The 12,820-nt window shown below is 66.1% G+C and carries 11 protein-coding genes; 5 read left to right on the top strand and 6 right to left on the bottom strand.

Annotation, left to right across the window (positions count from 1 at the left end):
* Nucleotide 1: 1 nt before the first annotated feature.
* The 5 genes from ACIQCM_RS13345 to ACIQCM_RS13325 form a co-directional block, all read right to left on the bottom strand.
* Nucleotides 2-1,096, bottom strand: a complete 1,095-nt coding sequence (locus tag ACIQCM_RS13345; RefSeq protein WP_400606695.1) for a Gfo/Idh/MocA family protein — start codon at nucleotides 1,094-1,096, stop codon at nucleotides 2-4.
* A gap of 68 nt (nucleotides 1,097-1,164) precedes the next feature.
* Nucleotides 1,165-2,064, bottom strand: a complete 900-nt coding sequence (locus tag ACIQCM_RS13340; RefSeq protein ID WP_400606693.1) for a carbohydrate ABC transporter permease — start codon at nucleotides 2,062-2,064, stop codon at nucleotides 1,165-1,167.
* Entirely contained in the window at nucleotides 2,064-2,996 is a 933-nt protein-coding gene (locus ACIQCM_RS13335; RefSeq protein ID WP_400606691.1) for a carbohydrate ABC transporter permease, read from the bottom strand. Before ACIQCM_RS13335 ends, ACIQCM_RS13340 begins: the two co-directional genes overlap by 1 nt.
* Nucleotides 2,997-2,998: 2 nt before the next feature.
* Nucleotides 2,999-4,288: an ABC transporter substrate-binding protein gene (locus ACIQCM_RS13330; protein ID WP_400606689.1), complete on the bottom strand. Its 1,290-nt coding sequence runs from the start codon at nucleotides 4,286-4,288 to the stop codon at nucleotides 2,999-3,001.
* Nucleotides 4,289-4,583: 295 nt separating this feature from the next.
* Nucleotides 4,584-5,804, bottom strand: coding sequence for an ROK family transcriptional regulator (locus tag ACIQCM_RS13325; protein ID WP_400606687.1), 1,221 nt, complete (start codon nucleotides 5,802-5,804; stop codon nucleotides 4,584-4,586).
* A 156-nt stretch (nucleotides 5,805-5,960) separates the two neighbouring features.
* On the opposite strand from ACIQCM_RS13325, the gene ACIQCM_RS13320 reads away from it, so the two are divergent.
* The 5 genes from ACIQCM_RS13320 to ACIQCM_RS13300 are packed head-to-tail and all read left to right on the top strand — an operon-like array spanning nucleotide 5,961 to nucleotide 10,601.
* A complete protein-coding gene (locus ACIQCM_RS13320) occupies nucleotides 5,961-6,707 on the top strand; it encodes a sugar phosphate isomerase/epimerase family protein (protein WP_400606685.1) in 747 nt (248 codons plus the stop codon).
* Nucleotides 6,704-7,834: a Gfo/Idh/MocA family protein gene (locus tag ACIQCM_RS13315; RefSeq protein ID WP_400606682.1), complete on the top strand. Its 1,131-nt coding sequence runs from the start codon at nucleotides 6,704-6,706 to the stop codon at nucleotides 7,832-7,834. The genes ACIQCM_RS13320 and ACIQCM_RS13315 overlap by 4 nt, the downstream gene beginning before the upstream one ends.
* A gap of 15 nt (nucleotides 7,835-7,849) precedes the next feature.
* Nucleotides 7,850-9,040 carry a Gfo/Idh/MocA family protein gene (locus ACIQCM_RS13310; RefSeq protein ID WP_400606680.1) on the top strand — a complete coding sequence of 397 codons (1,191 nt, stop codon included), beginning with the start codon at nucleotides 7,850-7,852 and terminating at the stop codon, nucleotides 9,038-9,040.
* A 1-nt stretch (nucleotide 9,041) separates the two neighbouring features.
* Nucleotides 9,042-10,037 (top strand): sugar phosphate isomerase/epimerase family protein, encoded by a 996-nt coding sequence (locus ACIQCM_RS13305; RefSeq protein ID WP_400606677.1) that lies wholly within the window; start codon nucleotides 9,042-9,044, stop codon nucleotides 10,035-10,037.
* Between the two features lie 30 nt (nucleotides 10,038-10,067).
* Complete coding sequence (locus tag ACIQCM_RS13300; RefSeq protein ID WP_400606675.1) at nucleotides 10,068-10,601, top strand: GNAT family N-acetyltransferase; 534 nt, start codon at nucleotides 10,068-10,070, stop codon at nucleotides 10,599-10,601.
* A gap of 4 nt (nucleotides 10,602-10,605) precedes the next feature.
* Here the strand turns inward: ACIQCM_RS13300 and ACIQCM_RS13295 are convergent, their stop codons facing one another.
* Nucleotides 10,606-12,780 (bottom strand): glycogen debranching N-terminal domain-containing protein, encoded by a 2,175-nt coding sequence (locus ACIQCM_RS13295; protein ID WP_400606672.1) that lies wholly within the window; start codon nucleotides 12,778-12,780, stop codon nucleotides 10,606-10,608.
* Nucleotides 12,781-12,820: the final 40 nt, after the last annotated feature.

Genomic DNA, 12,820 nt, shown 5'->3' with positions numbered 1-12,820 from the left:
GTCAGAGTGCCACTTCCCGGTGTTCCAGTGCGGACCGGTAGCAGGCGTCCAGGACCAGGGCGCGGCTCAGGGCCACGGACCCGTCGTGCTGGCCCCACACCTGTTCCCCGCCGCGGACAGCTTCGATGAAGTCCTCCACCACGGCGTCATGCGCGCGGCCCGGCTCCGCCACCACCGCGTAGTCGGCATTTTCGCCGTCTTTCTCCTTGAAGATCCGCAGGTCGGCAACCGGAGTCAGGGACGCGCCGACGGCGCGCAGCTCCGCTCCGCCATCCGTCCCGTAGACCGTAAAGTCCAGCAGGTCAGCCTCTTCGCGGTAGGCCGCCCAGCCCGCTTCGAGGATGAGCGTGCCGCCGCCCTCGAGCCGGATGAACGCCGTGGCGAAGTCCTCCACCTCGAACTTGTGGCTGGATTTCATGGCGGTGTAACGGGCGTTGCCGCCGAGTCCGCGCGGCCCCAGCTCCGAGTGCGTGGCGGCCGATACGGACAGGACCTTCGGTTCGCCCAGCAGGTGCAGCGAGTAGTCCAGCACGTGCACGCCGATGTCCGCGAGCGGGCCGCCGCCGGCCAGTTCCGGGTTGGTGAACCAGCTGCCCAGCATCGGAATCCCGGACCGGCGCAGCCACGAAGCCTTGGCGTAGTAGGGCCGGCCCAGTTCGCCGTTGTCGATGATGCCCTTCAGCTTCTGGATGTCGCCTCGCCGCCGGTGGTTAAAGGCGACGTCCAGCACCCTGCCCGCCTTGCGCGCGGCGTCCACCATTGCCTGGCCTTCGACGCCGTTGCGCGCCAGGGGCTTTTCGCTCAGGACGTGCAGGCCCTTCTCCAGCGCCGCAATGGCGATCGGGGCGTGCAGGAACGTGGGAACGGCCACGCTGACGGCGTCCAGCCCCTCCAGTTCAAGAAGGTCCTCCCAGCGGGCGAACGCGTTCGGGACGGCGTGCTTGTCCTTCAGACCGGCAAGGAGTTCCGGCTCCATGCCGGCGATGGCCACGAGTTCCACGCCTTCAATGTCCTTGTAGGCCTTGATGTGCTGCTGGCCGGCCCATCCGATGCCGACAACCCCCACTTTCAGGGTTTCCGTCTGCTGGTTGCTCACGGGTAGATCCTTCTCTTTTTGTTTGGCGGACGTTTGATAACAGGCGTTGTGGAGGCGCACTGCGGAGGTCAGCCCTTGACGGCTCCGGCGGTCATGCCGGACACGATCCTTTTCTGGCAGACCAGGACCAGGATGACAAGGGGCAATGTGATGAGGACGGACGCAGCGCTGATAGTGCCGAGCGGCTGGTCGAACTCGCTGGCCCCGCTGAAGAAGGCAATGGCCACGGGAACGGGCCTAGCCTCGGGGGACGTGGTGAGCGTGACGGCCAGGAGGAACTCGTTCCAGACTGAAATGAACACCAGGATTGCGGTAGTGGCCAGCCCCGGTACGGCCAGCGGGAGGATGACCTTATGGAAGGCCTGGAACGGCGAGGCTCCGTCCATGTACGCCGATTCCTCCAGTTCGCGCGGGATCTCCTTGAAAAAGGAGGTCAGCGTGTAAATCGCCAGCGGCAGGGCAAACGTCATCTTGGGAATGATGAGGCCAAGGAGCGTGTCGTACAGGCCGATGTCCCGCCAAATGGCGAACATCGGCGCCGCGATGGCGATGGCGGGAAATGTGGTCACGGACAGGACCAGCGTGAGGATCAGCGCCTTCCGACGCATCCTGAGCCGCGCCAGGGCATATGCGGCGAATGACGCGAACACCAGGGCCAGGGTGGTGGTGACGACGGCGATAATCACCGAGTTCCGGAGCGCCAGCAGGAATTCGGCATTCTGGAGCACGCTCAGATAATTTTCCAGCGTGGGCTCACCGGGAAACATTTCGCCCTGGCCCAGGCTGGCGCCCTTCTTCAGGGAGGTGTTCACCAGCCAATAGAACGGCACGAGCGAAAAGCCCATGACGGCCACGACGAACAGCCAGGTCAGCGGGTGCAGTTTCGCTTCCCCGCGCAGCCGGCGGCGCGGCGCCCTGGACTTGGCGGGAGCAGGGCCGGCCGGACGTTCCGCGAGCAGAGTGGTCATCAGTTCTCCTTGGCGACGGCGCGGATATTGCTGCCCGCGAAACGGATGTAGACCATGGAAACCGCCATGACCGTCAGGAACGTCAGGATGGACAGGGCCGAGCCCTCACCCACCATCCGGTTTTCGCGCAGCTCGTTATACGCCAGCATGGACATCGACTCCGTACCGTTGGCACCTCGGGTCAGGACGAAGGGAAGGTCAAAGACGCGCAGGGAATCCATGGTCCGGAAGATTGCAGCCAACGCGATGGCGGGTTTGAGCAGCGGGAGCGTGACATCCCGGAACGTCTGCCACTTGCTGGCCCCATCCAGTTCCGCGGCCTCATAGGTTTCATCGGGGATGACCTGCAGGCCTGCCAGGATGATGAGCGCCGCGAAAGGCGTTGTCTTCCAGACGTCGGCCAGGACCACCACGGCCATGGCGTACCCGGGTTCACCAAGCCAGACGATGTCGCCGCCGGGCAACCCCAGACCGGACAGCACCGTAGTGACCAGGCCGAGGTTGGGTTCGAACATGGTCTCCCAGGTGATGGCGCTGACTACGGTGACGATCGCATAGGGCAGCAGCACGACAGTGCGCAGCAGCGCCCGCCCGCGGAAAGCCAGGTTCAGGAGGAGCGCCATGGCAGTTCCCAGGATGAGTTCCAGGGAGACGGACAGCCCGGAGAACAGGAAGGTTTGCCCGAACGCGGCCCACCACTCCCGGCTGCTCAGGGCCGCGATGTAGTTGTCGAGGCCCACGAAGCGGGAGAGGCCGGCCTGGCGGACGCTGTATTGGTTCAGCGACAGCCAGATGGCGTAGCCGATAGGGACAGCGGCCACCAGGGCCATCAGGATGAGCGACGGTGCCGTCATCCTGATGGCCAGGCGGCGTTCTGCCCGGTCGTGGCCGCTGGCGCGGCCACGACCCGGGGTCAGGACTTGGGGCGCCATGGTCAGAAGGTCGCCTTGGCGGTCTTGATCTCTTCGGCCATGCGCTTGGTGGCCTCGTCGGCGGTGGCTTCGCCGGAGAGGACTGCGTAGACGTTCTTGTTGATGGCCTGGGAGATCTGCGGGTACACCGGGGAAACCGGCCGCGGCTTGGCTCCCTTCACCGAGCCGAGCAGTTCCGCCGCGAACGGCATCTTTGCCAGCACATCAGGGTCCGAGTAGGCGGCCTCGTTTACCGGCGCCTGGGAGTTGTCCATGGCCACATGCTTCTGCCAGTCCGGGGAGGTGGCAAAGTTGATGTACGCGACGGCCGCTCCAGGGTTGGTGGAGTGGGCGGAGATGGAGAAGTTCCAGCCGCCCAGCACGCCGCTTGCCTTGCTGGAACCGTCGAAGGACGGCAGCGGAGCCACCCCGAACGTGCCCGCCATCTTAGTGGCGTTCAGCAGGCGGTAGACATGCGGCCAGTTGCGCTGGTACCCGAAGTCACCGGACTCGTAGGCCAGGCGGGTGGGGTCCTCGCTGTAGGTCAGCACGGCGCGGTCGGCAGATCCGTTCTTGATGCCGCCGGCCATGAATTCCAGGACCTTCCGGGTGGTCTCATTATCCACCACGACTTCACCGGCATCGTCCAGCACTTCTCCGCCGGCGCTGTAGAGCAGTTCCAGGAAGTTCACGGTCAGGCCTTCGTACTGCTTGCCCTGGTAGACCAGTCCGTTGCCGGGAGCCTTGGCCGCCTCCTGGTAAAGCTGCTGCCAGGTTTCCGGCTTGGCCACCTTGTCCTTCTGGTAGTAGATAAGGCCGGCGTTCGTATAGAACGGCGTAGCCCAGTACTTGCCCTCGTACTTCGCCGACTCCGTGGTGGACGGGATGAGCCTGTCCTTGATCCCGTCCATCAGTTCCGTCTGGTCGAGCAGCCAGCCCTGCGAGGCGAACTCCGCGGTCCAGATGACATCCGTCATGAAGATGTCGCACTCAGTGGACTTGCCTTCCAGGCGCTGGACTGCCTGGGTGCGGGCTTCGTCCGTGGTGGAACCGATCTCGGTGTACTTCGCCGTCATTCCAGGGTTTGCCTTGTTGAAAGCGGCGGTGGTGTTCTTGTGGATGCCGCTGGCGTCTTTGCCGCCGCACAGATTGACGTTTCCCTTTGCGCCCTCCGCGCTCTTGGGATCGGCAACTGCGGCAGCCGGGGCTGCCGCGGAGTCGGATGCCGGCTGGTTTCCACAGCCGGCGAGCATGACGCCCGCCACTACGGTTGCTGCAACACTCTGGGCGAGACGACGGCGTCTGGCTGGCATGGGTGCCTTCACGGATTTCCTTTCGGGTGGCATGGTCCGCGCCGCCGGCCGCGTCCGAACATTCGGTGCGTTCGGTCGCCGGTTTTGCGGGAAGAGTTGGCGATGGCCCGACACTTTCGACTGAACTAACTCAAAAGTATGTAAGTCCAACGCTGTAAGCAGATTTCCACGGAGTGTGATCTATGTCAACAAAATCCGGAGTGAATTTTCGGGTCCTGCGTTTACGCCAAAACGGCCCCGTGGCACGCGAAAGCGTCCCCGGCTGGAAGGCCTTCCGGGGCATCGAGAGAGGCTGCTAGCCGGGCTGGGAGGCGTTGCGGATAGCGGCTTCCAGCACTTCGGGAGAGAGTACGTGATCGATAACCATACGGCTCGCGCCCAGGATTGCGGCGTCTCCCGGTGCTTTCGCCTGCTCGATGCGCAGCCTTGACGTGGCCAGCGGCAGCGACCTGCGGTAGACCGCCTCGCGGACGCCCGCCAGCAGTTGGTCACCTGCGCGGGACAGGCTTCCGCCCACCACGATGACGGACGGGTTGAGCAGGTTGACGCAGAATGCCAGGACCTCCCCCAGGTCCCGCCCCGCCTGGCGCAGGGCATGGATCGCCTGAACATTCCCTTTCGCTGCCAGCTCCACCACATCCGTGCTGGTGGCGGCCTCGATCCCTTCGGCACGGAGCTTGGCCGCGAGGGCGGGGCCGGACGCCAGCGCCTCAAGGCAACCGGTGTTGCCGCAACGGCACTGCACGTCCTCACCATCGGGCACCCGCACGTGGCCCAGGTCGCCGGAGGTGCCGTCCGCACCGCGCTGGATTTCACCGTTGCTGATGATGCCGGCGCCGATACCCGTGGCCACCTTGACCAGCAGCACGTTTTGGAAGTCCTGCCAGTGGGCGTAGCGCTCGCCGACCGCCATGATATTCACGTCGTTATCGACCAGGACGTCGGTCGCAAGCCGCTCCCCTACGAATCCGGCCACATCGAAACCGTCCCACCCCGGCATGATGGGGGGCTTCACCGGACGGCCGGAGCTGTGCTCCACCGGGCCGGGCAGCCCGATTCCCACCCCGGCGAGGTCGCCGAGGCCGCGCCCCACGTCTTCGAGGAGCTTCTGGCCGATCTCGATTACCCGGTTCAGGACTGGTTCCGGGCCCTCGGCGATGTCGATGGCTTCGGAGTGGCGGGCAAGAATGGTCGCGTTGAGGTCGGTGGCCGCCACGGACGCATGGGTGGCGCCCACATCTGCCGCCAGGACCACCTTGATGCCGGCGTTGAAGGCAAATTTCGACGGCGGCCGCCCGCCTGAGGAGGCAGCCTCGCCGGCAGGGCCCACCAGCCCCATGGCCAGGAGGGCATCAATACGGGCGGCGACGGTGGTCCGGGCAAGGCCGGTGACTTCGGCGAGTTCGGACCGTGTCCGGGCTTTGCCGTCCCGCAGCAACTGAAAGAGGTCGCCGGTGCGTGAAAGCAGTCCGGCTTCCTGGGGCGGGAACTGCTGATGCCTGGGAACGATCGCCATGCGTTAAGGAATAGCACATCGCGGGGCCTTAGTCGCGAGAAATCTACGACTTTTGATTGACTTGCGTCAAAAGTCGCCGTACGTTGAAGAAAATCCCGCGAAGTGCGCTGCGGCACACACGCACACGCAGCTCCGAGCAGCAAGGACGCGCAAGCCATGGACTACTCGCTTCAGCTTTACACTCTTCGGCGGCCGCTGGAACAGGACCTCGCCGGCACCATCCGCCGGGTTGCAGAGATCGGTTTCACCCGGGTGGAGCCCTACAACTTCGTGGCCACGGCGAAGGAACTCGGCGCAGCCTTGAAGGAAAACGGACTCACCGCCCCCTCCGGACACGCGCCGTTGCTGACCGGGAACCAGGATGAAATTTTTGCGGCTGCCAGCGAGCTTGGCATCGGCACGGTCATAGATCCTCACGTTCCCGCAGAAGACTGGCAGGACGCCGCTGACATCCAGGCCACGGCAGCCAAGCTCAACGCGGCGGCCAGGAAGGCGGCCGCGTACGGCCTCCGCGTGGGTTACCACAACCACGCATGGGAACTGGAGTCCACCATCGACGGCCGCCCTGCCCTGGAGTACTTCGCGGAGCTGCTGGATCCGGAGCCGGTCCTGGAGGTGGACACCTATTGGGCCGCCGTCGGAGGCCGTGACCCGGTGGAGCTGCTCGCCAGGCTGGGCGAACGGGTGAAATACCTCCACCTAAAAGACGGCCCGCTCACTGCCGAGACTAAGGCACAGTTGCCGGCGGGTCAGGGCAAACTGCCCGTACTGGAGGTCATCGCCGCTGCGAAGTCCGTGGAGGTGGGCGTCGTGGAGTTCGACGACTACGCCGGCGACATCTTCGACGGCATCACCGAGAGCCTCTCGTTCCTGCTGGCCTCCGGCGAGGGAATCAAGGCATGAACACCCCCGCCACTGCCGAACCGGCCCGCAAGGGTCCGGTCGGCGTCGGCATTATTGGCGCCGGCAACATCAGCAGGCAGTACCTGGACAACCTCACGGTTTTCCCCGACCTGAAAGTCCACGTCATCGCGGACCTGTTCGAGGAGGCAGCAGAAGTCCGCGCCGCCGAATACGGGATCCCCGAGTGGGGCGGGCCGGAGAAGGCGCTGAACCACCCCGAGGTCGAAATCATCGTCAACCTCACCATCCCCGCGGCGCACGTCGAGGTGGCCACCGCCGCCGTCAACGCGGGCAAGCACGTCTGGACCGAGAAGCCCTTCTCCCTGGACCGCGAGTCCGGCCTGGGCCTGCTCAAGGCCGCGCACGCCGCCGGGATAAGGCTGGGCACCGCGCCGGACACGTTCCTCGGGGCCGGCCTGCAGACCGCGCTGCGGCTGATCCAGCGCGGCGACATCGGCACCCCGCTGACCGCCATGACCACGTTCCAGACCCCGGGCCCGGAATCCTGGCACCCCAACCCGGCCTTCCTCTTCCAGCAGGGCGCCGGCCCGCTGTTCGACATGGGCCCGTACTACCTCACCACGCTGGTCCAGGCGTTCGGCTCCATCCGCAAGGTTGCCGCCCTCGGATCCAAGGCCAAGGATGTCCGCGTCATCGGCTCCGGGCCCAAGGCAGGAGAGGAATTCACCGTGGAGGTGCCCACCCACGTCTCCGCCATGGCCCAGTTCGAGTCCGGCGCCTCATCCCACAGCGTCTTCTCCTTCGAATCCCCCCGTGTCCGCATGGGCTTCGTGGAAATCACCGGCACCGAGGCCACCTTGTCCCTGCCGGACCCTAACTATTTCGACGGCGACATCAGGCTTTGGCGTGCAGGTGACGAGGAGTGGACCGCCATTCCCGCCACCGGACCGGCGCACGGCCGGGGCATGGGCGTGCTGGACATGGCCCGCTCCCTCCGCGCTGGAGTCCGGCACCGCGCCACCGGCGACCTCGCCTACCACGTGCTGGACAGCATGGTCTCGATCACCGAATCCATGGAATCCGGCACCTTCGTGGACGTCGACAGCTCCGCTCCGGCATCCCCGGCCCTCCCCGAGGACTGGGCGCCGGAAACCGCCACCCTCTGAAAAGCAGGAACAACCATGAGCACCCTCGAAGATCCCTCCCGCCGGCCGGGCCCCAAAACACTGGGCGTGGCCGCCATCGGCTATGCGTTCATGGGCAAGGCCCACTCCAACGCCTGGCGCAACGTTGCCGCTTTCTTCGACGTCCCGGCCTTCGAACAGAAGGTCCTCGTGGGCCGGGACGCCGCAGCCGTGGCCGACGCGGCGGCAAAATACGGCTGGGCTGAGTCAGCCACCGACTGGCGTGAGGTGATTGCGCGGGACGATATCGACGTCGTCGACATCTGTGCGCCCGGCTGGATGCACGCCGAAATCGCCATCGCCGCCTTGGAAGCAGGCAAGCACGTGCTGGTGGAAAAGCCGCTGGCCAACAGCCTGGCCGAGGCCGAGGCCATGACCGCGGCTGCGGCGAAGGCCCGGGGACGGGGCGTCCAGTCCATGATCGGCTTCAACTACCGCCGCGTCCCCGCCCTGGCCCTGGCCAGGGAATTGATCGCCGAGGGGCGGGTCGGCACGGTCCGGCACGTCCGTGCCGCCTATCTCCAGGACTGGCTCGCCGACACACAGGCACCCATGACCTGGCGGCTCCGGGCGGAAACCGCCGGGTCGGGCGCGCTGGGTGACATCGCCTCGCATGCCATCGACCAGGTCCTGTTCCTGCTCGGCGAGCAGGTCACCGAGGTCACTGGGCGGCTGCACACCTTCGTGGACCGGCGCCCCGGCGCCGCCGGCCTGGAGGAGGTAACGGTCGACGACGCCGCTTGGGCCACGCTTTCCCTCGGCTCCGGGGGGATCGCCTCCGTTGAGGTGTCCCGGGTGGCAACCGGCCGGAAGAACTCCCTCACCGTGGAAATCTACGGGGACAAGGGCACCATCCTGTTCGATCTGGAAAACCTCAATGAGCTCGGCTTCCTGGACGCCACCGAGCCCGTCAGGGAGCAGGGCTTCCGGCGGATCCTGGTCAACGAACCCGACCACCCTTACCTTGCCGCGTGGTGGCCGCAGGGACATATCATCGGCTGGGAACACACGTTCACGCACCAGGTCCGGGACTTCCTGCTGGCCATCCGCGACGGAACCCGGCCCTCGCCGTCGTTCGAGGAAGGACTGGAGGTCCAGCGAATCCTGAACGCCGTCGCGGAATCCGCCGCCGCGAAAAGCGCCCTCATTCAACTGGCGCCTGCCGCCGCCGAAACCGAAGGAGCCTGACATGCCCCGCCCGTTCACCCTGTTCACCGGCCAGTGGGCCGACCTTCCCTTCGAGGAAGTAGCCAAGCTCGCCTCAGGCTGGGGCTATGACGGCCTGGAAATCGCCGTCTCCGGCGACCATCTGGACGCCTGGCGCTGGGACGAACCCGGCTATGTCGAGTCCAAGCTCGCCGTCCTGGAGAAGTACAACCTGAAGGTCTGGGCCATCTCCAACCATCTCAAGGGCCAGGCCGTCTGCGATGACCCCATCGACTTCCGCCACGAAGCGATCGTCGGGACGAAGGTCTGGGGCGACGGCGACCCCGAAGGCGTCCGCACCCGCGCCGCCGAGGAAATGAAGCACACCGCAAGGCTCGCCAGGGCACTCGGAGTGGATACCGTCGTCGGCTTCACCGGGTCCTCCATCTGGCAGTACGTGGCCATGTTCCCGCCCGTCCCTGAAAAGGTCATTGACGCCGGCTACCAGGACTTCGCGGACCGCTGGAACCCCATCCTGGACGTCTTCGACGAATGCGGAGTCCGGTTCGCGCATGAAGTCCACCCCTCGGAAATCGCCTACGACTACTGGACCACCGTCCGCACCCTCGAGGCGATTGGCCACCGGGAAGCGTTCGGGCTGAACTGGGACCCGTCCCACATGATGTGGCAGGGCATCGATCCCGTCTCCTTCATCTGGGACTTCAAGGACCGGATCTACCACGTGGACTGCAAGGACACCAAGATCCGCCAGACCGGCCGCAACACCGTCCTGGGCTCGCACCTGCCTTGGGGCGACCCCCGCCGCGGCTGGGACTTCGTCTCCGCCGGCCGCGGTGACGTGCCATGGGAAGCCTCCTTCCGGGCGCTCGCCGCAATCGGCTATGACGGTCCCATCTCAGTCGAATGGGAAGATGCCGGGATGGACCGCCTGCACGGCGCCCCCGAAGCCCTCGCAGCGCTGAAGAAGTTCGACTTCCCCGCCTCCCAAACCAGCTTCGACGCAGCATTCAAGCAGTAACCCGTCCGGACCCGCACGTAGAATCCCTGCATGAGCCACACCATCCGCAGGGCAACAGCGGACGACGCCGGCGCTCTGGCAGCGCTGGCAGCCGTCACCTTTCCGCTGGCCTGCCCTCCGTCGTCGTCGCCTGAAGACATTGCGGCGCACCTTGCCGGGACACTGGGCGAAACGCACTTCGAGAGCTATCTCGCCGACCCTGACATCACCATCCTGGTCCTGGACGACGAGGGGACGCTGCACGGGTACAGCCTGCTGGTCAACCGCCCGGCGGCCGATCCCGACGTGGCGGCAGCCCTAACGCTGCTGCCGTCGGTGGAACTGAGCAAGTGTTACGTCCACCCGGAACACCATGGCCTGGGCGCCGCCGCGGAACTCATGCGTGCAAGCCTGCACGCCGCGTCGGCTGCAGGCGCGGCGGGCGCCTGGCTGGGAGTCAACAGCCAGAACGCCCGCGCCATCCGGTTCTATGAAAAGTCCGGTTTCCGGAAGGTGGGAACCAAGACGTTCAGGCTGGGGACCGCCGTCGAACATGATTTTGTGATGGAGCGGCCCCTGCCCTGACCCGTTACCGGCGAGCGTTGATGCCGGTGCTGTGGCCTGTGCCGGCTTCGCCCAGGAGCGCCTCCAACGGAGGGCGCGGATCCTTGCTGAACCGGAGACCTGGTGGAAGTCCCTCGATGCTGCCTTCGTTGCCCCGGGCGCTAATGGTCACCCGGCTGGTGTCCAGCAGCACGTTTGCTGCCCGGAACTCCCCGATCTCCCGGTTAAGGATGGGGGCCAGGTGCACCACGCCCCGGGTGAAGTCGGGGTCGAAACGGAGGAGGATGCGGGCAAGCTGCACAGGGGCGGCCGCAGCCCAGGCCTGCGGCGAGCACGCCGTAGGGTAGGGCACGGGGCCCGGGTATTCGCCGCGGTCAAAGCCGCAGAACAGCTCGGGCAGGCGGCCATCGAAATGCTCGGCGGCGTCGAAGATCGCCTGCGCCACGCGGCGGGCTTCCTCCACGAAGCCGTAGCGCATCATCCCGGTGGCCACCAAAGCGCTGTCGTGGGGCCATACGGAGCCGTTGTGGTAGCTCACCGGGTTGTAGGCCCCCATGTCCGAGGCGAGCGTCCGGATTCCCCAGCCAGTGAACATCTGCGGGGACATCAGGTGTTCCACCACCTGCGCCGCCTTGTCCTCGTCCACGATGCCCACCCAGAGGCAGTGCCCGATGTTGGAGGTCAGGGCATCGACCGGTCGCTTGTCCTTATCCAGTGCTTCGGCGAAGTAGCCCTTCTCCGGCAGCCAGAACTTCTCGTTGAAGGCCTTCTTAAGCTCATTGGCACGCCCCGTCCAGTGCTTTTCCAGGTCGTGGTCGCCGCTCCAGCGGGCCAGCTGCGCGCGGCCCACGTAGGCCGAGTACACATAGGCCTGCACCTCGCAGAGGGCGATAGGCGCCTCGGCCATGGTGCCGTCTGCAAAGTTGATGCCGTCCCAGGAGTCCTTCCAGCCCTGGTTGATCAGGCCATGGTCGTTGGGGCGCAGGTACTCCACGAATCCGTCGCCGTCACGGTCACCGTAGTTGTCGATCCACTCGAGCGCCCGGTCGGCATGCGGCAGCAGAGACTCGATGATGTCGGCCGAGAGGCCCCACCGGCTCAGTTCACCCAGGAGGCCGACGAAGAGCGGGGTAGCGTCGGCAGTGCCGTAGTAGGCTGTGCCGCCCAGCGACAGGCCCGCGGTGATGCCCAGTCGGACCTCATGCGGAATGCGGCCCGGCTCTTCCTCCGAGTCGTTGTCCACCTTGGTGCCCTGGAGGCCGGCCAGGGTCTGCAGGGTCCCGGCGGCAAGTTTGGGATCAACCATCAGGGACATGTAGGACGCCAGCAGCGAGTCGCGGCCGAACAGCGCCATGAACCACGGAGCGCCTGCTGCCACCGCCGCGCGCTCCGGGTGGTGGGGATCGAAGATCCGCAGCGAGCCGAGATCGCTTTGGCTCCGGTTCAGGACGGCCTGCAGGTTGCTGTCCGCAACCGTGACGCGGGGGACGTTTTGCTCCCAGTCCCGGTGCCGCCGCACTCCCTGGCGGTGGTGCGGCTGCCCGGCTTCAGTGAACGCCTCCGCCGGCGCCTCACCGTTGATGAGCGGCACCACGATGACGCTGGTGGCCCACTTGCCGCGCGCCGGGACCGTGGCACGGAAGCGCAGCCCGTCCATGGTGACGTCTGCTCCCCTGGCCCGCACGGCGGTGCCGCGGCGCTGTCCGTTGTGGCTGGTTTCGATGACCAACTGGCCGTCCTGCACCGTGCGGGATGCCCGGGCGCCGCCGGATGTGCGGCCGCCCTTGACGTCGAAGAGGTCTGCCTGGTCCGCATCCACCAGCAGCTCGATCTCGCAGTCCACCGGCTCACCCGAGTAGTTCTCAAGGGTGATGTCGTCCTGGAGGCCGGGGCCGATATGCCGCACCTGGCGCACCACCAGCGGGCTGTCAAACCGGCCGTCCGGCCATTTGGCGCGGCCCACGAACGTGGCCCCGAACGGATGGGGCCGCTGGGCCACCAGCGGTTCGCGCAGCGAGCCGTTGATTCGCAGGACCCAGCGGGAAATAATCCTGGTGTCCTGGAAAAACGCTCCGTTCGTGCCGCCGTCGGAATTGATGTCTCCGCTTCCGGACGAGATGCAGAACGAGGAGCCCTCCACCACCGTGACGGAACCGGTCTCGGATGCGGCGGCCTCGGTATCTGCGTTCCATGCGGTCATGAACGGTATTCCTCCTCAGAGTCGGGTAAGTGCAGGCGGA

The organism is Pseudarthrobacter sp. NPDC092439 (genome assembly GCF_044754945.1).
Lineage (GTDB): Bacteria > Actinomycetota > Actinomycetes > Actinomycetales > Micrococcaceae > Arthrobacter.
Note: the sequence above shows the minus strand (reverse complement) of the source record. Positions and strands in the feature narration are given on the sequence as shown.